General features: G+C 56.8%; 20 protein-coding genes and 1 rRNA gene. 11 read left to right on the forward strand and 10 right to left on the reverse strand.

What is annotated here, in order from left to right; genetic code table 11:
* Positions 1–56: 56 nt before the first annotated feature.
* A complete protein-coding gene (locus tag ACN0VL_RS14010) occupies positions 57–926 on the reverse strand; it encodes an NAD(P)-dependent oxidoreductase (RefSeq protein ID WP_417618412.1) in 870 nt (289 codons plus the stop codon).
* Positions 927–1,551: 625 nt separating this feature from the next.
* Here ACN0VL_RS14010 and ACN0VL_RS14015 point away from each other — a divergent pair.
* The 9 genes from ACN0VL_RS14015 (at position 1,552) to ACN0VL_RS14055 (ending at position 8,945) form a co-directional block, all read left to right on the forward strand.
* Entirely contained in the window at positions 1,552–2,418 is an 867-nt protein-coding gene (locus ACN0VL_RS14015) for an urease accessory protein UreD (protein WP_417618414.1), read from the forward strand.
* Between the two features lie 100 nt (positions 2,419–2,518).
* On the forward strand, positions 2,519–2,821 hold the full coding sequence (gene ureA / locus ACN0VL_RS14020) for an urease subunit gamma (RefSeq protein WP_208006432.1): 303 nt from the start codon (positions 2,519–2,521) through the stop codon (positions 2,819–2,821).
* Positions 2,822–2,832: 11 nt separating this feature from the next.
* A complete protein-coding gene (locus ACN0VL_RS14025; protein ID WP_417618416.1) occupies positions 2,833–3,168 on the forward strand; it encodes an urease subunit beta in 336 nt (111 codons plus the stop codon).
* Positions 3,165–4,868, forward strand: coding sequence for an urease subunit alpha (ureC, locus tag ACN0VL_RS14030; protein ID WP_417618418.1), 1,704 nt, complete (start codon positions 3,165–3,167; stop codon positions 4,866–4,868). Before ACN0VL_RS14025 ends, ureC begins: the two co-directional genes overlap by 4 nt.
* A 21-nt stretch (positions 4,869–4,889) precedes the next feature.
* Positions 4,890–5,462, forward strand: a complete 573-nt coding sequence (gene ureE / locus ACN0VL_RS14035; protein ID WP_417618420.1) for an urease accessory protein UreE — start codon at positions 4,890–4,892, stop codon at positions 5,460–5,462.
* Positions 5,434–6,159, forward strand: coding sequence for an urease accessory protein UreF (locus ACN0VL_RS14040; protein ID WP_417618422.1), 726 nt, complete (start codon positions 5,434–5,436; stop codon positions 6,157–6,159). The genes ureE and ACN0VL_RS14040 overlap by 29 nt, the downstream gene beginning before the upstream one ends.
* Before the next feature lie 39 nt (positions 6,160–6,198).
* A complete protein-coding gene (gene ureG, locus ACN0VL_RS14045; protein WP_417618424.1) occupies positions 6,199–6,837 on the forward strand; it encodes an urease accessory protein UreG in 639 nt (212 codons plus the stop codon).
* 67 nt (positions 6,838–6,904) lie between these two features.
* Positions 6,905–7,492, forward strand: a complete 588-nt coding sequence (locus ACN0VL_RS14050) for a HupE/UreJ family protein (RefSeq protein ID WP_417618426.1) — start codon at positions 6,905–6,907, stop codon at positions 7,490–7,492.
* 187 nt (positions 7,493–7,679) lie between these two features.
* Positions 7,680–8,945, forward strand: coding sequence for a Rid family hydrolase (locus ACN0VL_RS14055; RefSeq protein ID WP_417618428.1), 1,266 nt, complete (start codon positions 7,680–7,682; stop codon positions 8,943–8,945).
* 334 nt (positions 8,946–9,279) lie between these two features.
* Here the strand turns inward: ACN0VL_RS14055 and ilvA are convergent, their stop codons facing one another.
* The 5 genes from ilvA to ilvG form a co-directional block, all read right to left on the reverse strand.
* Positions 9,280–10,800 carry a threonine ammonia-lyase, biosynthetic gene (gene ilvA, locus ACN0VL_RS14060; RefSeq protein WP_417618443.1) on the reverse strand — a complete coding sequence of 507 codons (1,521 nt, stop codon included), beginning with the start codon at positions 10,798–10,800 and terminating at the stop codon, positions 9,280–9,282.
* 35 nt (positions 10,801–10,835) lie between these two features.
* A complete protein-coding gene (gene ilvD / locus ACN0VL_RS14065) occupies positions 10,836–12,686 on the reverse strand; it encodes a dihydroxy-acid dehydratase (protein ID WP_417618430.1) in 1,851 nt (616 codons plus the stop codon).
* Positions 12,687–12,761: 75 nt separating this feature from the next.
* Positions 12,762–13,685: a branched-chain amino acid transaminase gene (locus ACN0VL_RS14070; protein ID WP_417618432.1), complete on the reverse strand. Its 924-nt coding sequence runs from the start codon at positions 13,683–13,685 to the stop codon at positions 12,762–12,764.
* Positions 13,686–13,696: 11 nt separating this feature from the next.
* Positions 13,697–13,957, reverse strand: a complete 261-nt coding sequence (gene ilvM, locus ACN0VL_RS14075; protein ID WP_417618434.1) for an acetolactate synthase 2 small subunit — start codon at positions 13,955–13,957, stop codon at positions 13,697–13,699.
* Positions 13,957–15,612, reverse strand: a complete 1,656-nt coding sequence (ilvG, locus tag ACN0VL_RS14080; protein WP_417618445.1) for an acetolactate synthase 2 catalytic subunit — start codon at positions 15,610–15,612, stop codon at positions 13,957–13,959. Before ilvG ends, ilvM begins: the two co-directional genes overlap by 1 nt.
* A gap of 381 nt (positions 15,613–15,993) precedes the next feature.
* Here ilvG and ACN0VL_RS14085 point away from each other — a divergent pair, with 381 nt between their 5' ends.
* Positions 15,994–17,505 (forward strand): YifB family Mg chelatase-like AAA ATPase, encoded by a 1,512-nt coding sequence (locus ACN0VL_RS14085; RefSeq protein WP_417618436.1) that lies wholly within the window; start codon positions 15,994–15,996, stop codon positions 17,503–17,505.
* Positions 17,506–17,560: 55 nt separating this feature from the next.
* Positions 17,561–17,863 carry a hypothetical protein gene (locus ACN0VL_RS14090; RefSeq protein ID WP_417618438.1) on the forward strand — a complete coding sequence of 101 codons (303 nt, stop codon included), beginning with the start codon at positions 17,561–17,563 and terminating at the stop codon, positions 17,861–17,863.
* 41 nt (positions 17,864–17,904) lie between these two features.
* On the opposite strand, the gene ACN0VL_RS14095 is transcribed toward ACN0VL_RS14090, so the two are convergent.
* From ACN0VL_RS14095 to rrf, 4 genes are all read right to left on the reverse strand, one after another.
* Positions 17,905–18,507: a thiol:disulfide interchange protein DsbA/DsbL gene (locus ACN0VL_RS14095; RefSeq protein ID WP_417618440.1), complete on the reverse strand. Its 603-nt coding sequence runs from the start codon at positions 18,505–18,507 to the stop codon at positions 17,905–17,907.
* A gap of 40 nt (positions 18,508–18,547) precedes the next feature.
* On the reverse strand, positions 18,548–19,522 hold the full coding sequence (locus tag ACN0VL_RS14100; RefSeq protein WP_417618441.1) for a serine/threonine protein kinase: 975 nt from the start codon (positions 19,520–19,522) through the stop codon (positions 18,548–18,550).
* A 56-nt stretch (positions 19,523–19,578) separates the two neighbouring features.
* The gene (gene ccoG / locus ACN0VL_RS14105; RefSeq protein ID WP_417618447.1) at positions 19,579–20,952 is read right to left on the reverse strand and encodes a cytochrome c oxidase accessory protein CcoG; all 1,374 of its coding nucleotides are present in this window, start codon (positions 20,950–20,952) and stop codon (positions 19,579–19,581) included.
* Positions 20,953–21,294: 342 nt separating this feature from the next.
* Positions 21,295–21,409 (reverse strand): 5S ribosomal RNA (rrf, locus tag ACN0VL_RS14110).
* Positions 21,410–21,501: the final 92 nt, after the last annotated feature.

Consider the following 21,501-nt stretch of genomic DNA (forward strand, 5'->3'; position numbering starts at 1 on the left):
TCGGTGGAGGAGGCCCTTTATCCGACCTTTATAGAGCAAGAAAATAGATCTGCTATTTAATCTGTTTGGTATAACTTGATCAGGGTCGCGGGATCCCGCTCCAGGTAGCCCTTGCTGCCGTGCTGACGCATCAGTTGCGCAGCCAGCCCCGACATGGGGGTGGCACTGCCCTGGCGTTGGCTTTGCGCCACCGCCATGTCCAGATCCTTGAGCAGGGTACGGACATGCCACCTGGGATCCGGGTCGGACTCCGCCGCCATCAGGGGGCCGGTGATCTGCATGGGGGTGGAGTCGGCAAAGCCGCCGGCCAGCGCCTCGGGGATCTTGTCGGCGTCCACGCCACTGGCTTTGGCCAGCGCCATCATTTCGGCCAGCACCATCAGGTTACAGCCCACTATCATCTGATTGCAGACCTTGGTGACCTGGCCGGCCCCAACGGGGCCCATGTGGGTAGCGCGTTGTGACAAGGGCGCCAGCAGCGGCCGAATACGCTCTATGTCGGCGGTCTCTCCCCCACACATGATGGCCAGCGAGCCTTGCTCGGCACCCGCCACACCACCGGACACCGGCGAGTCGACCCAGCCCATGCCACACTGCGCATCAAGCCGGGCGGCAAAGTCCCGGGTAGCTTCCGGGTCGGAGCTGGAAAAGTCCACCAGCAACTGACCGGCTCGACCAGACTCCGCTACGCCACCGGCACCAAATACCACAGCTTCTACCACTGCCGTATTGGCCAGACACAACAGCACCACATCCACCTGCTCGACCAGCTCGCCGATGCTGTTCGCCACCCGGGCCCCCGCGGCTTTCACTTCGGTCAGCTTGTCTGGGCTGCGGTTCCATACCGTTACCTCAAAGCCGGCCTGCAGCAAACGCTGCGTCATTGGCTTGCCCATCAACCCTATGCCGATAAAACCCAGTTTCATTCATCCCTCTCCCTGTTGGTCATATAGTATTAATCCGGTCATAACAGATTCCGCGGCCCATAGCCAAACACAACCGGCGCCGTCGGTATCTTATCCCAAAGACCGCAACCACCGCATGGCTTAACACCCCGCCTTTCACCACTCTGATCGGGTTCGCCCATCATCGGTCTGGTGTGACGGAAATAAAATTAAAATAATTTTCCCGAATTGTGCCCTTGAGGCTAGACGGTTTTTTTTCACTGCGATATAATCGGCACAGGGCACAGCTGGTGGTTCGAAAAGTCTGTATTTTCAGGCCTTTGAGTTCCTCAAATTGGCATACACACCCAGAGACGTTCGTCTCCGCCCTAATCTGTATACGAATTTTATCTAAATCAGTTTTACATTTTTCAAGCAATCAATGCTCGCAAGCTGATAACCTGCGGCGGCTGACAAGCCGACTCCGTCAACCTGACCTGTACCTGTGCGCGTAGACGTTCGGGATCATTCTGCTATCTTCAGCTTATAGTCCTGCCTGTCAGGAAAATCGGCTGAGGAATCGGCGACGGTGCTGTGTTGGGATCATAAAAAGGTGTTCGATGGCATGACGACTCTCTCTTGTATGCCCGTAAAGCAACGGGCAGCTGTGGATTCTGGGCATCGCTTTGATGCCGGCCGCCACTGGGCGGCCTCTTTAACACTGGGGTTTGGTGTTCGTACGGCCGGTGATACCACCATCACCAGCATGATCAAGGCTCGTCACTGTGGGCCCTTGCGCGTGCAGCGCCCCTTTTACCCGGAAGGCCGTGACGGCTGTTGTCATGTGTATCTGTTACACCCCCCCGGTGGCCTGGTCAGTGGTGATGAGCTCAACGTTGATGTCACAGTGGCAGCAGGTGCTCACGCCTTGTTAACCACCCCTGCTGCCAACAAGCTCTACAAAGCCGACAGTAACGGCGTCGCCTGGACTCAGCACACCCACCTGAAAGTGGCTGATGGCGCCACCCTGGAGTGGCTGCCCCAGGAGACGCTGGCCTTCGACGGCTCCCGTGGCCGACAAACCTTCAACATAGAGCTGGAAGACAACGCCAAATGTCTGGGCTGGGAAATTCTTGGCCTGGGCCGCCCCGCCAGCGAGCTACCGTTTGCCACCGGCCACCTCGAGCAACACTTTCAGGTAACCCGTAATGGCCGCCCCCTGTGGCTGGAGCGCCAGTCTCTGGACCCCAACCATCGCCGGTTCACCGGTAAGTGGGGCCAGGGCGGTGCCACTGTTCATGCGACCCTATGGGCGATGGGCCTGGCCGATCCCGCCGACGCCATCCAGGCGCTGCGGGCCCAGCTGCCCGCCAGTTGTCGCTGGGCGGCAACCTATCGCCGTGGCGTGCTGCTGGTTCGCTACCTCGGCCATGAACGCAACGAAGTATGGGACTTGTTTCAGCAGGCGCGTGTCATTCTGCGCCCCCGGCTGACCGGACACCAGGCCACCGTGCCCCGGATCTGGTTGACCTGATTATTCACGACAAAGCACCTGCTTTGGCGCCGATCAGCGCCTATGCTTGTTCCATGGCATAGGCCATCTATATAGAACGTCGACGACTACGGAGTTAGCGATGGAATTAACACCAAGAGATAAAGACAAGTTGCTGTTGTTTACTGCGGGCCTGCTTGCCGAGCGCCGCAAGGCCAAAGGCCTCAAGCTGAACTACCCTGAATCGATTGCCCTGATCAGTTGCTTCATTATGGAAGGTGCCCGCGAAGGCCGCACCGTGGCGGACATGATGAGTGCCGGCCGTGAAGTGCTGACCCGTGACGACGTCATGGAGGGCGTGCCCGAGATGATCCAGGATGTGCAGGTTGAAGCCACCTTTCCCGACGGGACCAAGCTGGTCACCGTTCATCACCCCATTGTCTGAGGAGGCTCGCCATGATCCCCGGTGAATATCAGCTGCAAGACGGTGACATCGAACTGTGCGTCGGTCGTGACAGCATCACCATCAGTGTCGCCAACACCGGCGACCGCCCGGTACAGGTCGGCTCCCATTATCACTTTGCCGAGACCAACCCGGCATTACGCTTTGATCGCAAAAAAGCCTATGGCCATCGCCTGGGAATTGCGGCAGGCACGGCCATTCGTTTCGAGCCGGGCCAGACCCGCGATGTTCCCCTGATCCCGTATTCCGGCCGGCGCCACATCTACGGCTTTCGTGGCGAGGTCATGGGACCTCTGGACAAGAACCCGAAGAAGGGAGCAGCAAAATGAGGATTTCCCGTCAAGCCTATGCGGACATGTATGGCCCGACCACCGGTGACCGGATCCGCCTGGGCGATACCGAATTGTGGATCGAAATAGAACACGACCATACCCATTACGGCGAAGAAGTCATGTTCGGTGGCGGTAAGGTCATTCGTGATGGCATGGGTCAGAGCCAGCGTTGTGACGATGCCGTCATGGACACTGTGATCACCAACGTCATCATCATCGACTGGTGGGGCATCGTTAAGGCCGATGTGGGCTTGAAGCATGGCCGCATCGCCGCCATCGGCAAGGCCGGTAACCCGGATACCCAGCCCGATGTTGACATAGTGATCGGTGCCGGTACCGAAATCATCGCCGGTGAAGGCCGCATTCTTACTGCGGGTGGGGTCGATACCCACGTGCACTACATCTGCCCGCAGCAGGTCGACGAAGCCCTGATGAGTGGCCTGACTACCATGATAGGTGGCGGCACCGGGCCGGCGACCGGCTCCACCGCGACCACTCACACCCCCGGCCCCTGGCACCTGGGCAAGATGATGCAGGCGGTGGATGATTTGCCGATCAACATCGGCTTTCTCGGCAAGGGTAGCGCCAGTACCCCAGAGGCACTGGAACAGCAGGTCAAGGCCGGGGCCATGAGCCTGAAAATTCACGAAGACTGGGGCGCCGCGCCGGCCTCCATCAGCAATGCGCTGGACGTGGCCGATCGCTACGACATCCAGATCGCCATTCATGCCGACAGCCTGAACGAGTCCGGCTTTGTGGAAGACACCCTGGACGCCTTCAAGGACAGGTGTATTCACACCTACCACACCGAAGGTGCCGGGGGCGGCCACGCGCCCGATATCATTACCGCCTGTGCGCTGCCCAACGTACTGCCGTCGTCCACCAACCCGACGCGCCCCTACACCATCAACACCGTCGATGAGCACCTCGACATGCTGATGGTATGCCACCACCTAGATCCGAACATTCCGGAAGACGTGGCCTTTGCGGATTCACGCATCCGCCGCGAAACCATCGCCGCCGAGGATATCCTCCACGACATGGGCGTGATTTCGATGATCTCGTCGGATTCCCAGGCCATGGGTCGCATTGGTGAAGTGGTGTGCCGCACCTGGCAGACCGCGCACAAGATGCGCCTGCAGCGAGGCCTGCTGCCGGAAGATCAGGAGCGGGGAACCGACAACTTCCGGGTGAAGCGCTATGTCGCCAAATACACCATCAACCCGGCGATCACCCACGGTGTTGGCCACGAAGTTGGCTCCATCGAAATCGGCAAGCTGGCGGATCTGGTGTTGTGGCGGCCCCCTTTCTTCGGGGTCAAGCCAGAGCTCATCGTTAAAGGCGGCATGATCGCCGGTGCGGCCATGGGTGATCCGAACGGTTCCATCTCCACGCCACAGCCGGTGCACTACCGCCGCATGTTTGGCGCCTATGGTCGGGCGGCAGCGGCAACCCGGATGACCTTCGTCAGCCAGGCGGCCATGAACACCGGACTGGAAGAAAAGCTGGGTCTGAAGAGCCCCCTGGTGCCGGTGAAAAATGTCCGCCAGGTGCGTAAGGCCGATATGAAGCTGAACGACGCCTGTCCAAAACTGACGGTGGACCCGCAAACCTACGAGGTGCACGCCGACGGCGTTCTGCTGACCTGTGAGCCCCTGTCTGAAGTGCCACTGGCCCAGCGTTACCACCTGTTTTGAACCGTTTGCAAGGACATCTAAATGCTTGAATTAACAAAGAGAATCGACAGCAACACTCAGGCCGAGGTGCAGGATACCCTGACCTTGCCCTATGAGCTGCGCATTCGTGGCCGCCTGAAGGCCGTGACCGATAACGGCCGCGATGTCGGCCTCTTCCTCGACCGTGGCCCCGTGCTGCGTCACGGCGACCTGTTGCAGGCCAGCAGCGGCGAAGTGATCCGTGTTTGTGCCGCCGACGAGCCGGTCGCCACCGCCTACATCGAAAACGGTCTGCCGCTGGCACGACTGTGCTACCACCTGGGTAATCGCCACGTGTCCCTCGCCCTGGGCGCAGACGCGGACGGCCGCCACTGGGTACGCTTCCCGCCGGACCACGTGCTGGAAGAGCTGGCAGAGCTGTTGGGCGCCACCCTGAGCCACCACGAGGCGCCGTTTGATCCGGAATCCGGTGCTTACGCACAGGCCGGTCGTGAGCACGCTCACTCTCATGGTCACGGGCACTCTCACAGCCATGGACATGGCCACTCTCACGGGCATGATCACGATCACTCCCATGGGCACTCTCATGACGACGACCATAATCATGCACACTGAGAGCCAGCCAGTCGTGGCCAGTGATCTGGCACTGCTGGGGCTGATGCAACTGATCAGCCCGGCCCTGCCGATTGGTGCCTTCGCCTGGTCCCAGGGCCTGGAAAGCGCCTTCGAGCTGGGCTGGGTACGTAACGAGCAGGAGCTGGGCGAGTGGCTGGAAGGGGTTCTCGACGATGGCCTGACCCGCTGCGAATTACCCGTGCTGACACGGCTGCAGAACTGCTGGGCCAAGGGCGATGGCGAGGGGCTGGCATTCTGGAACGACTGGCTGCACGCCAACCGCGAAACCGCCGAACTCAGCGATGAAGACACGCGTTTGGGGCTGGCCTTGATCCGCTTGCTCACCAGCCTGTCGCTGCAACCTCAGGCCGAGCTGGGGCATGCCCCACTGCCGGAAGAGCCCGGTTACGTCACCGTGTTTGCCTGGGCGGCACACCAGCGGCAGGTGCCTGTGCGCCAGACCCTGCTCGGTTTTGTCTGGGGCTGGCTGGAAAACCAGCTGGCGGTGGCCTGCAAGGCCATGCCCCTGGGGCATACCGCCGCGCAGCGCCTGAACGAGCAGTTGCGTCCCCGGATGGTGGCCGCCGTTGAAAGCGCGCTGGCATTAACCGACGAGCAACTGGGCCCGATTCTGCCGGGGCTGGCCCTCGGCAGCGCCCAGCATGAAACCCAGTATTCAAGATTATTCCGAAGCTGACCGCATCGACCTCATAAGCTGATAAAAGGAAAGATATTAATGAAACATTGTTTACGTGTAGGCGTCGGTGGCCCAGTGGGCTCCGGCAAAACCGCCCTGTTGCGCCAGTTGTGCAAGGCGCTGAAAGACCACTACAACATTGCCGTGGTCACCAACGACATCTACACCCGTGAAGATGCCGACTTTCTGCTGAAGCACGACGCCCTGCCGGCGGATCGCATTCTTGGCGTGGAAACCGGTGGCTGCCCGCACACCGCCATCCGCGAAGATGCCTCCATGAACCTGGCGGCGATTGATGATCTGCAAAGCCGTCACCCGGATCTGGAACTGGTGCTGGTGGAGTCCGGTGGCGACAACCTGGCAGCCACCTTCAGCCCGGAGCTGTCCGACCTGACCCTGTACGTGATCGACGTCTCCGCCGGCGACAAGATACCCCGCAAGGGTGGCCCCGGTATCACCAAGTCGGACCTGCTGATCATCAACAAGATCGACATCGCCGAATACGTGCATGCCTCGCTGGACATCATGGAGCGGGACTCCAAGAAAATGCGCGGCGAGCGCCCCTTCATCTTCGCCAACCTGTACGACGGCGTTGGTCTGGAAGAAATTATCAGCTTCATTCTGAAGCAGGGCATGTTGCCCGAGCGCCGTCCCGGCAAACCCGGCAGCATCAACTGAGCACTCGGGTCCAGTTAAAAACAGTCAATAATCCAATAACAAACAGCGTACATTAACGGAGAACACCATGAACAAAATGACCAAGTTGCTGATGGCAGTGGGCCTGATGCTGACCGCCACCGCCGCCTCTGCCCACCCCGGCCATGGCATACTGCATACCCACAACGCGTTTCTTAATGGTCTGCTGCACCCCATGATGGGCCTTGACCACCTGCTGGCCATGGCCGCCATCGGCTTCTGGAGCTTCCGCCAGAGCACCACCATGAAAAATGGTGCCCCCCTGTTTGTAGTGGGTGGCATGGTAGTGGGTGCAGCCCTGGCCTGGGGCGGCCTGAGCCTGGCCGGTGTGGAACTCGGCATCGCCATGTCGGTCCTGCTGGCCGGTGTGCTGATCGCCACCATGGCCAAGCTGCCCACCGCCGTTGGCGGCACCCTGGTCGCCCTGTTCATGATTACCCACGGCTACGCTCACGGTACCGAAATGGAGACTGGCGCCAGCCTGATGTCTTACATGGCCGGTTTCGTCATCGCCACCCTGGCCATTACCTTTGCCGGCCGTTACCTGGGTGCTGCCATGCAGAAAGCCGATAACCGCATTACCCGTGCCCTGGGTGGCGTGGTTGCCGTCATTGGTGGTGTGTTGGCCGCCGGCTGATCCCGTTGAAACAGTAAGCTGCCCGTAAGGGCAAGTCCAAAAAGCCGTGCGGACTTCGCACGGCTTTTTAAGTTTATAGGCCCCGTTCTGAACCTTTACCCGCTCTAAATGGGCCAAACAGGCAGACGGTGGAACCGAGTCACGCTGACATTCCGTCAGCGCTCTTTCAAACAGGAATGATATCGATATGAGTAGCGTTATTATCAAGCGTTCAATCAACACGGAAAAGGCGCCCATCAGTGCCGTATCCACACAGTCCGTGGCCTTCTCTCATTACAATAACATCTCGGCCCAGTTGCCCGTTTCCCCGGAAACCGGTGACCTTGAGGCCGCAGATATCAGTGCGCAGGCAAAACAGTGCTTTGAGAACATCAAGGCCATAGTGGAAAGTATCGGCCATGTGATGGACGATGTGGTTAAAATCAATATCTTCCTGAAAAACATCGCGGACATGGATGCGGTCGATGCCGTCTATGCCGGCTTCTTCCAGGATTACCTGCCCGTACGGACGACAGTGGCAGTCGATGCCTTGCCGCTGGATGGCGCCTTGCTGCAGGTGGATGCCCTGATCTCGAACGGTGAAGGCACCACTCCCCAAGCGCCTTGCGACCTGGTTAAAGTGGCCAAAAACACGGAAAATGCACCTGTCAGCCCGACTTCTACCCACACAGTGGCTTTTTCTCATTACAACAATATTTCCGCTCAATTACCTGTGGACCCAAAAACGGGTGAGCTGGTAGCGGGTGGGGTAACAGAGCAAACCGCCCAGTGCCTGAAGAACATCAAGGCCATTCTGGAAAGCATCGATGTGCCCTTTGACGATATCGTCAAGGTCAACATCTTCCTGAAAGACCTTGCGGACATTGACGCCGTCAACGGCGTCTATACCACCTTTTTCCCGGACTCGGCCATCGCCAGAACCCTGGCCTACGTGCCAGCCCGGACCATTATTGCCGCCTCCGCCCTGCCCATGGACGCTCTGGTACAAATTGATGCCGTCGTGTCACACGGTGATGGCACCCCGCCCCAGGCAGTTGAAGACCGACATGGTATCGTCATCAAGGCAAACAATACCGACCAGGCTCCCAAGTGTGCGCTGTCTACCCAAACGGTCGCCTTCTCCCATTACAACCACATATCCGCCCAGTTACCCCTGGATCCCAAAACAGGTGAGCTGGTCGCGGGGGGTGTAACAGAGCAGGCCGAGCAGTGTCTTAACAACATCAAGGCCATAGTGGAAAGTATCGGCCACGTGATGGACGATGCGGTTAAAATCAATATCCAGCTGCAAAACATCGCGGATATCGACGCCATAAACGGCATTTACACCTCCTTCTTCCAGGGCGATCTGCCTGCAAGAACCACGGTGGGTGTTTCGGCCATCCCTATGGATGCCCTGGTACAAATTGACGCCGTTATTTCCAACGCCGAAGGCACCCCTCCCGCCGTATAAGCGTGACTCAGATTTGATCACAGGCTGTATCACTGGTTTTCAGACAGACTACCAGTGATATGCGAATAAAAAAGGCGACACGACCATCCGAATGGTCGTGTCGCCTTTCTTTGTTTACCTCTTCTCACGCACCGGGCTCTCTGTAGACGATGCCAACAGGCGGCTCCCAGGCATCGGGGAGGATAAAGGGACCAGCTCCACCGACCATCACATGACAGGGATGTCATGTGCTGAGCGTCACATGGATGTGCTTGAAGCGAGTCGGCGGAGCTGGCCCTTTATCCGACCTTTGCAGCGCAACCAAACCAGCTATTTAATCTGTTTGGCATGACCATCAGTGAGCCAGAAAAAACTGATAGGCCGGATCCTGAGTCACTTCATCCCAGCGGTAGCCCAGCTCGGCCAGATGCCGCTCGAAGGACGCCAGATCCGCATCGGGCAATTCGAAGGCACAGAGTACCCGGCCGAATTCGGCACCGTGGTTGCGATAGTGAAACAGGCTGATGTTCCAGCGCGTACCCAAAGTATGCAGAAAACGCATCAGCGCGCCCGGCTGCTCCGGAAAGCGGAAGCTGTACAGCCGCTCATGCAGTGCCTTGGGAGGCCGGCCACCGACCATGTAACGCACGTGGGACTTGGCCAGATCGTTGTCGGTCATGTTGGCCACCGGATACCCGGCCTGCTCCAGCTCCATCATGATCTGGGCCAGCTCCCGGTCACCGTCGCTGAGCCGTACCGACACCAGCAACGCGGCCTTGTCTTCCGATGAATAACGATAGTTGAACTCGGTGACCATGCGGTTGCCGAGTACCTCGCAAAACTCCAGAAAGGCGCCCTTGCGTTCGGGGATAGTGACTGCCAGCACCCCTTCCCGCTTCTCGCCCAGCTCGCAACGCTCGGAGACATAACGCAGGGAATGGAAATTGACGTTGGCACCACTGAGCACCGCTGCCATGCGGGCATGGGAGTAATCTCCGGCCTGGCTGTACTTCTTCAGCCCGGCCAGCGCCAGCGCACCGGAAGGCTCGGCGATGGCGCGGGTATCTTCGAAGATATCCTTGAGTGCGGCGCAGATCTCGTCGGAGGTGACCGTGATCACCCCGTCCAGATACTCCCGGCACAGGCGAAAGGTCTCGACTCCCATACGCTTCACCGCTACCCCGTCGGCAAAGGTGCTGACCCGGTCCAGAGTGACAATTTCCCCGGCCTTGAGCGCCGCGTTCAAGCAGGCCGAGCCCTCGGACTCGACGCCGATCACCTTGACCTGGGGCAACAGCTGCTTGATGTAGACCGACACCCCGGCTGCCAGGCCACCACCGCCCACCGGCACAAACACATGGGTCAGGCGGGTATCCTGCTCCAGCAGTTCTCGCCCTATGGTGCCCTGACCGGCGATCACGTCTTCGTCGTCGAAGGGCGGGATCAGGGTCAGGTTATGCTCTTGTGCCAGCTCCAGGCAACGGGCATAGGCTTCGTCGAAGTTACTGCCATGCAGTATCACCGTGCCACCGAAACGGCGCACCGATTCTATCTTGATATCCGGCGTTATCGTTGGCATCACTATGGTGGCATCTATGCCCAGCTTGGCGGCCGACAGGGCCACCCCCTGGGCATGGTTGCCGGCCGAGGCGGCGATAACCCCGGCCTGCTGCTGCTCCGGACTTAACTGGGCAATTTTATTGTAGGCACCCCGTAGCTTGAAAGAATGCACTGGTTGCATGTCTTCCCGTTTCAGCGAGACCGAATGACCCAGCCGCTCGGATATTTTCTTGAGCGGCGACAAGGGAGTCACCCGTGCCGCCTCATACACAGGAGACAGCAGGATACTGCGTAGATACTCGGTCGCCGACCGCAGTTTGGCGGCCTCTTTCAATGCCGGTTGTGCCATCCTTACCCCCCCAGCTTGCTGATGTCGCGTACCGCACCCTTGTCGGCGCTGGTGGCCAGAGAGGCATAGGCGCGCAGGGCGAAGGACACCTCCCGCTCGCGGTCAACCGGGCGCCAGGCCTGCTCGCCTTTGGCGTCCATGGTTTCACGGCGGGCTGCCAGCTCCTGCTCGGACACTTCCAGCTGAATGCGGCGGCCCGGAATGTCGATGTCGATGATATCGCCGTTCTGCACCAGACCTATGGTGCCGCCGTTGGCCGCCTCGGGCGAGACATGACCGATGGACAGCCCGGAGGTACCGCCGGAGAAGCGACCGTCGGTGATCAGCGCGCATTGGGTTCCCAGCCCCATGGACTTGAGGTAAGTGGTGGGATAGAGCATTTCCTGCATGCCCGGGCCACCTTTGGGGCCTTCGTAGCGGATAACCACTACCTCGCCGGCTTTCACTTCCCCACCCAGAATACCTTCTACCGCCGTATCCTGACTTTCAAAAATGCGCGCTGGGCCACGGAATACCAGGTTATCGTCGGATACGCCGGCAGTTTTCACGATACAACCGTCAACGGCCAGGTTGCCGGATAACACCGCCAGGCCACCTTCCTGACTGTAGGCATGCTCCAGGTTGCGAATACAGCCTTCGGCTCTGTCATCGTCCAGGGTCGGCCAGCGGCAATCCTGGCTGAAGGCTTTGGTGGTACGAATACCGGCCGGTCCGGCGCGGAACATGGTTTTGACCGCTTCGTCTTCGGTGACCATCACATCATATTTGGCCAGCTGCTCGGCCAGGGTCATGCCCATGACGGTCGGCAGCTCGGTATGCAACAGACCGGCGCGGTCCAGCTCGCCGAGAATGCCCATGACACCACCGGCTCTGTGTACGTCTTCCATGTGATACTTGGGCGTCGACGGCGCAACTTTACACAGTTGAGGCACCTTGCGTGACAAGGCGTCGATGTCGGCCATGGTAAAGTCGACGTCCGCTTCGTGGGCGGCAGCCAGCAGGTGCAGTACCGTATTGGTCGAACCGCCCATGGCCACATCCAGCACCATGGCATTTTCGAAGGCGGCCTTGGTGGCGATGTTACGCGGCAAGGCAGACTCGTCATCCTGCTCGTAATAACGCTTGGTCAGCTCGACGATGCGATGGCCGGCGGATTTGAACAGTTGCTCCCGATCCGCGTGGGTGGCCAGCAAAGAGCCGTTGGCCGGCTGAGACAGGCCCAGGGCTTCGGTCAGGCAGTTCATGGAGTTGGCGGTAAACATGCCGGAGCAGGAGCCGCAGGTCGGACAGGCACTACGCTCAACCTGCTCACTCTGGGAGTCGGATACGGTAGGGTCGGCACCCTGGATCATGGCATCGACCAGATCCAGCTTGATGATTTGATCCGAGAGCTTGGTCTTGCCCGCTTCCATGGGGCCACCGGAGACGAAAATCACCGGAATATTCACCCGCAGTGCGGCCATCAGCATGCCGGGGGTGATTTTGTCGCAGTTGGAAATACACACCATGGCATCGGCACAGTGGGCATTGACCATATACTCGACCGAGTCGGCAATCAGATCCCGGCTGGGCAGGCTGTACAGCATGCCGCCATGGCCCATGGCGATGCCGTCATCCACGGCTATGGTGTTGAATTCCTTGGCTACGCCACCGGCAGCCTCGATTTCACGCGCCACCAGCTGACCCATGTCTTTCAGGTGTACGTGACCCGGCACAAACTGGGTAAAGGAGTTGACCACGGCGATAATCGGCTTGCCGAAATCTTCTTCGGTCATGCCGGTGGCACGCCAGAGGGCGCGGGCGCCGGCCATGTTGCGGCCGTGAGTGGTGGTGGCGGAACGATACCTTGGCATTCTAAAACTCCTGTAAAAACAAATGAGTAATACAGGGAGCCACCATCTGGTGGCGCCCTTCTCTTTATCCGAAAATCAATCTTTAACCGGGGTCAGCCAACCCCACTTGTCCTGGGTGCTACCATCGAACAGACCAAAGAAGGCTTGTTGCAGTTCTGTGGTGATCGGGCCTCGTTTACCGGCCCCCAGCTCTATGCCGTCAACACTGCGCACCGGCGTTACCTCGGCGGCGGTCCCTGTCATGAACATTTCATCGGCCAGATACAGCGCCTCGCGCGCGATGGCTTCTTCGCGTACCTCATACCCGGCCTCTTTCGCCAGCGTCATCATGGTCGCGCGGGTAATACCGGGCAGAATACAGGCTGTGACCGGTGGGGTATAGAGCACCTTGTTCTTTATCAGGAACAAGTTTTCGCCGGCACCTTCACTCAAATGACCGTGCACATCCAGCGAGATCCCCTCGTCATACCCATGACGCCTGGCTTCGCCCGAGATCAGCTGGGAAGACAGGTAGTTCCCCCCCGCCTTGGCACCGGTAGGCATGGTATTGGGAGCGAGCCGGTTCCAGGAGGTCACACAGACATCCACGCCCTGCTCCAGCCCTTCCTCGCCCAAATAGGCGCCCCAGGGTATGGCGGCAACAATCACATCGCACGGCACATCTTTAGGCGCATTCAGCCCCAGTCCCACATTGCCAACAAACACCAGAGGGCGCAGATACGCACTGTTCAGGTCATTTTTGCTCACCGCTACCCGACAGGCTTCGATCAGTTCGGCCTGGGTATAAGGGATCGGCATGCGATAAATTTTGGCAGAGTCAAACAGGCGCTGCACATGCTCCTGCAGCCTGAACAACATGGGCCCCTTGGGGGTGTCGTAGGCGCGAATGCCTTCAAATACCGAAGAGCCGTAATGCAGTGCATGGCTCATTACATGCACCTGAGCCTGCTCCCAGGGTACCAAGTTACCATTGAACCAGATGTATTTTGCAGTCGACATGGATTATTCCCTCACGCTGTTTTTTTTAGCGGCAGCTCCAGCTCCTGTACCTGAACCAGAGTCACGTCCATCAGTTTTTCCAGTTGGCGGCTTAACTGAGTAATGGGTCTGTCACTGGTGACCATCATGTTAATCATAAGACTCTGGCCATTATCCAGGGTAGACATTTCCATCTCATCGACTCGAAAGCCGCGGTGGCGGGTCATGCGAAGTACTCTTTCGAGTACTTCAGGACGAAACTGGGCGGCTATCTGCAATTGATACTGGTTCATTATTTACTCTCCATCATCTGGTCGTTGGCAACGCCAGGCGGCACCAGGGGCCAGACGTTCTCTTGCTCGGAAATACGCACATGCAATAAGTAAGCGGTATCCGCCGCCAGCATGCGCTGTATGGCAGGCTCCACCTCTGCCTTGCAGGTGATGGTTTCACCGGGAATGTTAAAGGCGGCGGCCATGGCCACGAAATCGGGGTTATCCGTCAGTATGGTTTCACTGTAACGGCCGTCAAAGAACAGCTCCTGCCACTGGCGCACCATGCCCAGGCGCTGATTGTCGAGCAGCACCATTTTTACCGGCAGCTGGGCACGCTTGAGTGTTCCCAGTTCTTGCACGTTCATCATAAAGGAGCCGTCGCCCGACACTAATACCGACTCATCTTCGGGCCGTGCCAGTTTGGCGCCAATGGCGGCAGGCAAGCCAAAGCCCATGGTGCCCAATCCTGCGCTGCTCAGGTGGTTGCGTGGGCTGGTAAAGCGCATGTGCTGGGCCACCCACATTTGATGCTGCCCCACGTCGCAGCTGACCATGGCACTATCCTGCAAGGCACTGCTCAACTGCTTGAGCATCAGGGGGGCATAGATAGCTTCGCCGGGGTGATCGTAACGCCAGCCGTAATCGGCCTTAAGGGCCTTGCAGTGCCGGCGCCAATCATCGATATCCAGCTTGTTCTGCGTTGCGTTAAGCAGCAGGGGGAGCACGGTCGCCAGCTCGGCGTCGATACTAACCTGAGCCTGGCGTACCTTGCCAAATTCGGCGGCGTCTTTATCAAGATGGATAACCTTGGCATTAACGGCAAATTCATCCAGCTTACCGGTCACCCGGTCGTCAAAACGCGCGCCCACCACCAACAGCAGATCACTCTGCTGTACAGCCAAATTTGCAGATTTTGTGCCATGCATGCCCAGCATGCCTAAAAACAGCTCATCATCCGGATCCAGAGTGCCTATGCCTTTGAGTGTAGTCACCATGGGTATCTCGGCTTGCCGGGCAAAAGCACGTAATTCTGTGACCGCATTGGCCATGCCAACACCACCCCCCACATATAAGATCGGCTGCTTGGCTTCGGCCAGTAATGCCTGGGCTTGAGCCAGGGCTGCGCTGTCCAGCGGATTGGGTTCCGTCTCGAAAACCGGCGTTGCCTTGGGCTCCAGTAATGCCACTTGCACGTTTTTGGGCACATCGATCAACACGGGGCCCGGGCGGCCGGAGCGCGCCACTTCAAAGGCTTCGGCAATCACGGCTCCCAGGTCCTCGGCCTTCTCGACCAGGTAGGAGTGCTTGGTACAAGACAATGACATACCCAGTACGTCCACTTCCTGGAACGCATCGGTGCCAATGGCCGCCACTGGCACCTGCCCGGTAATGGCTACCAGCGGAATGGAGTCGAGCATGGCATCGGCCAGACCGGTGATCAGGTTGGTGGCGCCCGGGCCTGATGTGGCCATACAGACACCTACCTGACCACTGGCTCTGGCATAGCCCACAGCTGCCAATGCAGCTGCCTGCTCATGGCGACACAGCAGGTGTTCGACCCCGCCGTCATACAGGGCGTCGTAGAGCGGCATAATGGCACCGCCGGGGTAACCGAAGATCTGGGTCACTCCCTGTTGTTTTAATGTCTGAACAATATACTGTGCGCCATTCATTTTGTTGCCGTCCATCTGTTGCCGCCAAATCCAGTTAAAAAAAAACCCCCGAGCGATTAGCTCGGGGGCTTTACGTTGTGTCTGTCGGTGATGTTACGTATCGTCAGACCAAAGTACCCCGAGCGGAGATTTAATAATCACCACTAGGACCACAATAATGTTGACGAAACGTGCCATTAAATTCATATCACCGATCACTCAATAGGGTGCCGAGCCAGAACGTTCGACTCAAGCTTGGCTATACAACTAGCATGATGAGCTAAACTAGACAAGACTTTCTTGTTTACAATATTAAAAAACCGGCCAAATGGGGTAACAAAAAGGTAGTTAAAAAAGCTGATAAAAGTTAATTATTAAAAATAAAATATCAGGGAGACTGGGATGTCACTCGCCGTTGTTTTTGCTCGAGCCAGCCTGGGCGTTGCAGCCCCCCTGGTTACCGTGGAAGCCCACCTCGCCAATGGCTTACCGGCCTTCAACATTGTTGGCTTGCCAGAAACCACCGTCAAGGAAGCGCGAGACCGAGTACGCAGCGCGCTGCTAAATTCAGGCTTTGAATTCCCGGCCCGGCGCATTACCGTCAACCTCGCGCCTGCCGATTTACCGAAAGAAGGCGGCCGCTTCGACCTGCCCATTGCCATCGCCATTCTCGCCGCTTCGGAGCAAATTCCCACCAGTCATCTCAAGCAACTGGAGTTTTTAGGGGAACTGGCGCTAACCGGAGCCCTGCGCCAGATCAAAGGCGCTCTGCCTGCGGTGCTGGCCGCTCGTGACAACGAACGGCAACTGATACTGCCCGAGGCCAATAATCACGAGGCTGGAGTTATCCAGCCCAGCCCGGCTCGCCTGGCTCCCCACCTGTTAGCCATTACCGCCTGGTTAAGGCAACAGGGGGAATTGGCAACCCCCGACCCCATCACCATACAAGAGCCCGAGCATGTTGCCGACCTGTGCGATGTGATCGGCCAGGAAGGCGGTAAACGCGCACTGGAGATAGCCGCGGCAGGCGAGCATAACCTGCTGCTGCTTGGCCCTCCGGGCACAGGTAAAAGCATGCTGGCGAGTCGTCTGCCCGGCTTGCTCCCTCCCATGAGCGAAGCAGAAGCACTGGAGATAGCGGCAATCAGATCCATCAGCGGCGTGAGCCTGGAGCCAGAGAACTGGCGCTTGCGGGCTTTTCGCCAACCCCACCATTCCTCCTCTGCCGTGGCGCTGGTGGGCGGAGGCAGTTATCCCAAACCCGGTGAAATTTCCTTGGCACACAACGGTGTCTTGTTTCTCGATGAGCTGACCGAGTTTGAACGCCGGGTATTGGATGCGCTGCGCGAGCCACTGGAAACCAGCACTATCTCCATTGCCCGCGCAGCGCATAGCGTCACCTACCCAGCCCGCTTTCAGTTGATTGGTGCCATGAATCCCAGTCCTTGCGGCCATTATCAAGATGGCTATAGCCGCAGCTCCTCAGAGCAAATTCTTCGCTACCTCAATAAAATCTCGGGGCCCTTTTTGGACAGGTTCGATTTGTCGGTCGAGATCCCCCTGCTCCCCCCCGGAGAGCTCAGCCGCAAGCGAGACAAGGCCGAAGGCTCGGCACAGATCCGCCAACGAGTACTGGCAGCCAGAGAACAGCAGTTGCAACGTGCCGGTAAAACCAATGCCAGACTCAGTGCCGCAGAACTAGAGCTGTTTTGCCCGTTATCACAAGCTGACGCAGAATTTTTAGAGCAGGCGTTACACAAAATGAAGCTGTCCATTCGTGCCTGGCACAAGTTGATCCGGGTCGCCAGAACCATAGCCGATCTGGAACACGAGAAGAAAATTGGCCGCCCGCATTTGATAGAAGCACTGGGCTACCGCGCCATGGACCGACTCATAAAACAACTGCAATCTTGATAAACCGATTAGCTGCTATAACTAAGTAAACAGCCTCGGTAAGAAGGAGTATTCGATGAAGAGTTCCAAGGAGTTCGCCGCTTGGCTTCATGACAAATTCAAAGATGTACCTAAAGGGGTCTATCTCACCAGAGAGGACATTACCCGGCTATCCAACAGACAACACTTCAGTCAGGAGTTTGTAAACGACATTCATTATGAACTGACGTTAAAGGGGATGGGGTTTGTCAGCGGCTACCACAGAGACAAGTTTTACTTGTTTCAGCTACCTGACACCTATTGGCGGCAACAAGAAGAAGCGCATCAGGAAAATCACGATGCCAATGTTCACATGATAACCAAGCAGCAGACATCCTGAGATAGGGTTGGCCCACTATGCAATCATAGTGGGCCCATGCTTTAGTCAACCGACAGCAAGTATTCCACTACCTGGTAAAAACGTTCTTCCGAGCCAATTTCGCTCATATTCAATTCATATTTATCTTTGACTACTATGGTCGGGGTACCATGCACTTCAAAGCGCTCTGTCAGCTTGTCGTACTGGGCTACCATGCCATTGAGCGCAAAACTGTTAATCACACCGTCAAAGTCTTTTTCTGCCACGCCATTGGCAATAAACACCGCCTTGATGTCGGCCAAATCACTCGGCATTTTCTTCTGTCGGTGAATACGGTCGAAGATCACAGGCGTTAACTGGTCATCCACCTTCAGCAGCACAGCAGCGCCGTAGGCTCGCTGTAATACCGGGCCCATTTCTCTGCCCAGAAAAGAAACCGGTACTTTTTTCAACATCAGATCGGGCACACGCTGTTCCAGCTTGTTCATCAGTGGCTGAAAGCTATAACAATGCGGACAAACATAAGAGAAAAATTCGGTGACGACCGGCTTGCTGCTGGCCGTATCCTGAACCACCTTGTATTCCACTCCCTCTTTAAATTCAGGGGCGGCGCTGGCCAGTGGAGCCACCAACAGGGCAAACAAGACAAACATAAACTTTTTCATAAACAATCCCATTCAGTAATAGCTGACTCACGTTAAGTAATCAGTTCCAAGAGGTCAAGGACAAAGGTGCCGCATTGAGATGTTGTAACTGTTCTGCCAATACCCCTAGCTGCTGCTGCCAATATTCTTCGGTATTAAACCAGGGAAAATTAAGCGGAAACGCAGGATCAGACCAGCGAGCGGCCAACCACGCCATATAATTAACGATACGCATGGCTCTCAGCGGCTCAATTAACGCCAGCTCGGCGTTATCAAACTCGCGCACGTTTTCATAACCCGCCAGCAGTGTATCCAGCTGCATTAACTGTTCCTGCCGACTGCCGCTGAGCATCATCCACAAATCCTGTACTGCCGGCCCGGTGCGACAATCATCGAAGTCGAGCAGCCAGGGGCCATCATTCCACAGTATATTGCTGGCATGACAGTCACAGTGAATCGACAGTTGTTGCCTGGGCTGGTACAAAGCAGACGCTCTCTCTATTACCGCATCCAGCTGCTTGAAAAACGCGGCACTTAAGGTCTTGGGGATCTGCGCCTGTTGCTGTAGCACCGCCCGTGCGCGCAACAGGTAATCGTCCGTGGTCAGCTGGGGACGATGAGTCAGAGTGAGGCCCGCTCCCACCTGATGCAACCGAGCGACCTGCTCTCCAAAGGCTTCCAGTTGATCCAGATTATCCGTTTCAAGCTGCCGGCCGGAAATGGCAGGCCAGACCGCAAACAACATATTGTTGTACGAAAAAATACTGCTCTGTTCCCGCTTGAGTGGCACGGCAACTCGAACTCCGGCGTTTGCCGAGGCAAACAAAAAGTCGTGCTCCTCCTGAATTTGTTGCCGGCTCCAACGCTGAGGACGATAAAACTTGGCAACCAGGGGACCGTCGGTATCGCTTTTAAAGCGGTACACTCTATTTTCATAGCTGTTTAATGCCATCAGTCCAGAGTCGACATGAATACCCACGCTCATGAGTGCGTCGGCTATGGCATCGGGAGTCAGTTGATAATAATTCATAATCATCCAAAAAAAGACCGCAGCCAACAGCTACGGTCCGAGTGATTCATTCTCTGAGAGTATCAGTTAATGGGACTGAAGAACTTGCTCTTGTTACGCAAGACCGCCTTGGGGTCGTCTTTATCAAGCCCGGTGTGAGTGATCACAAAGGTGATATCCTTAACCGGCGTCGATATCAGGTATGAATCTGCCGCCAGACTAATAGGCAGGTTCAATATTTCACCACCACGAATCACCACCTCTTGAGGACCTATCCACTCGACATCCTCCAACCCTTCCACATCCAGACGGTAGGTTTCGGTATCCAGCGTCTTGTTCATGATTTTCATGGTGTAGGTGTTTTCTATCAGGCCTTCATTGGTTTCCCGATACAGCTGATTACGGTCACGGATTATCTCAACCCCCATCGGCATGATACTTGAGGCCATATACACAAAAGCCGCCAACATGATGACCATGACGGTGCCATAACCAATCAGCTTGGGGCGAGCCACGTGGGTTTCCTTGTGGCGCATCTTGTGTTCCGTGGTGTAGCTGATCAAACCGCGCTCATACCCCATGCGATCCATGGTCTGATCACAGGCATCCACACAAGCACCGCAGTTAATACACTCGTATTGCAAGCCATCACGAATATCGATACCGGCCGGACAAACCTGCACGCACAAGTTGCAATCGATGCAGTCTCCAAGACCCAGCTCCTTGGGATCGGCCTTGCGAGGACGAGGGCCCCGGCTTTCGCCACGCGCAACATCATAACTAACGGTGTAGGTATCTTTATCGAACATAGCCGACTGAAAGCGTGAATAAGGGCATATGTGGGTACACATTATGGTCCGCATCCAGCCCGCATTGCCGTAGGTACAGAAAGCAAAAAACAGCACCCAGAATCCCACCCAGAAGCTGGTGGAAAAGGTCAGCATGGCAAGCGCAAGTTCTTGAGCCGGCACAAAATAGGCGATGAAGGTAAAGCCGGTTAATATCGACACCAGCAACCAGGCTGTATGCTTGGCACTTTTGCGCCATATTTTATTAAAACTCCAGGGCGCCTTATCCAGCTGGCGGCGCTTGTTGGCACTGCCTTCGAATTTTTCTTCAAACCAGATAAAGATAAAGGTCCATACCGTTTGCGGGCACACATAGCCACACCAGACTCGCCCTAAAAAGGTGGTGACAAAAAACAAGGCAAACGCAGACACCATTAGCAACAGAGCCAGCAGGGTCAGATCCTGTGGCCAGATGGTAGTGGAAAAAATCTGAAATCGCTGTTGTTCAACATCAAACAACAATGCCTGACGGCCATTCCAGGTCAGCCAGGGGCCGATGATGAACATCGACATCAGAACCCAGCCCAGATACTTGCGCAACCTCTGCCATTGCCCGGTTTGAGCCCGAACATAAATATGACCATCATCGGTAGGCCGATGCGAACGCATCGGTGCGGTAATGTCTTTTACATTTATCTGCTGTTGTTTATCGTTCATTTTGCTCACATAGTTATTCTGACTGCTGCAACCAAATTACCTGCTTAACAAAACAAGACTCATTGTTAACTTGCAGATAAAATACGAGTTATGACATATTTTGCAGTAAAGCCCCCGGCAAAAAGGTGAACTTGATCACTCTTTTCCGCCTCGGGCCAGCCTCTGCCGTCCATAGCACCATGATAGAGCATTACCAGCATCAAACTCCATGACAGTGCTCATCGAATAGCATTAAGCGTGTCTTCAAGACAAACGCAAAAAGCCCCGCTCATTGAGCGGGGCTTAATAATAAGTGTTTGACTGTGACCTACTTTCACATGGCATCTGCCACACTATCATCGGCGCGGATGCGTTTCACTTCTGAGTTCGGCATGGGATCAGGTGGTTCCACAACGCTATGGCAGTCAAACAAAACTGGCTTTGTAACTGGTGCTGATACCCGGATTCGAACTGGGGACCTCACCCTTACCAAGGGTGCGCTCTACCAACTGAGCTATATCA

This window comes from Oceanisphaera sp. (assembly GCF_048268965.1).
Classification (GTDB): domain Bacteria; phylum Pseudomonadota; class Gammaproteobacteria; order Enterobacterales; family Aeromonadaceae; genus Oceanimonas.

Coding starts and splice junctions, on each gene's coding strand:
- ACN0VL_RS14010 (WP_417618412.1), bottom strand. CDS start 926: ATGAAACTGGGTTTTATCGGCATAGGGTTGATGGGCAAGCCAATGACG.
- ureA (WP_208006432.1), top strand. CDS start 2,519: ATGGAATTAACACCAAGAGATAAAGACAAGTTGCTGTTGTTTACTGCG.
- ACN0VL_RS14025 (WP_417618416.1), top strand. CDS start 2,833: ATGATCCCCGGTGAATATCAGCTGCAAGACGGTGACATCGAACTGTGC.
- ureC (WP_417618418.1), top strand. CDS start 3,165: ATGAGGATTTCCCGTCAAGCCTATGCGGACATGTATGGCCCGACCACC.
- ureE (WP_417618420.1), top strand. CDS start 4,890: ATGCTTGAATTAACAAAGAGAATCGACAGCAACACTCAGGCCGAGGTG.
- ACN0VL_RS14040 (WP_417618422.1), top strand. CDS start 5,434: ATGACGACGACCATAATCATGCACACTGAGAGCCAGCCAGTCGTGGCC.
- ureG (WP_417618424.1), top strand. CDS start 6,199: ATGAAACATTGTTTACGTGTAGGCGTCGGTGGCCCAGTGGGCTCCGGC.
- ACN0VL_RS14050 (WP_417618426.1), top strand. CDS start 6,905: ATGAACAAAATGACCAAGTTGCTGATGGCAGTGGGCCTGATGCTGACC.
- ACN0VL_RS14055 (WP_417618428.1), top strand. CDS start 7,680: ATGAGTAGCGTTATTATCAAGCGTTCAATCAACACGGAAAAGGCGCCC.
- ilvD (WP_417618430.1), bottom strand. CDS start 12,686: ATGCCAAGGTATCGTTCCGCCACCACCACTCACGGCCGCAACATGGCC.
- ACN0VL_RS14070 (WP_417618432.1), bottom strand. CDS start 13,685: ATGTCGACTGCAAAATACATCTGGTTCAATGGTAACTTGGTACCCTGG.
- ilvM (WP_417618434.1), bottom strand. CDS start 13,957: ATGAACCAGTATCAATTGCAGATAGCCGCCCAGTTTCGTCCTGAAGTA.
- ilvG (WP_417618445.1), bottom strand. CDS start 15,612: ATGAATGGCGCACAGTATATTGTTCAGACATTAAAACAACAGGGAGTG.
- ACN0VL_RS14085 (WP_417618436.1), top strand. CDS start 15,994: ATGTCACTCGCCGTTGTTTTTGCTCGAGCCAGCCTGGGCGTTGCAGCC.
- ACN0VL_RS14090 (WP_417618438.1), top strand. CDS start 17,561: ATGAAGAGTTCCAAGGAGTTCGCCGCTTGGCTTCATGACAAATTCAAA.
- ACN0VL_RS14095 (WP_417618440.1), bottom strand. CDS start 18,507: ATGAAAAAGTTTATGTTTGTCTTGTTTGCCCTGTTGGTGGCTCCACTG.
- ACN0VL_RS14100 (WP_417618441.1), bottom strand. CDS start 19,522: ATGATTATGAATTATTATCAACTGACTCCCGATGCCATAGCCGACGCA.
- ccoG (WP_417618447.1), bottom strand. CDS start 20,952: ATGCGTTCGCATCGGCCTACCGATGATGGTCATATTTATGTTCGGGCT.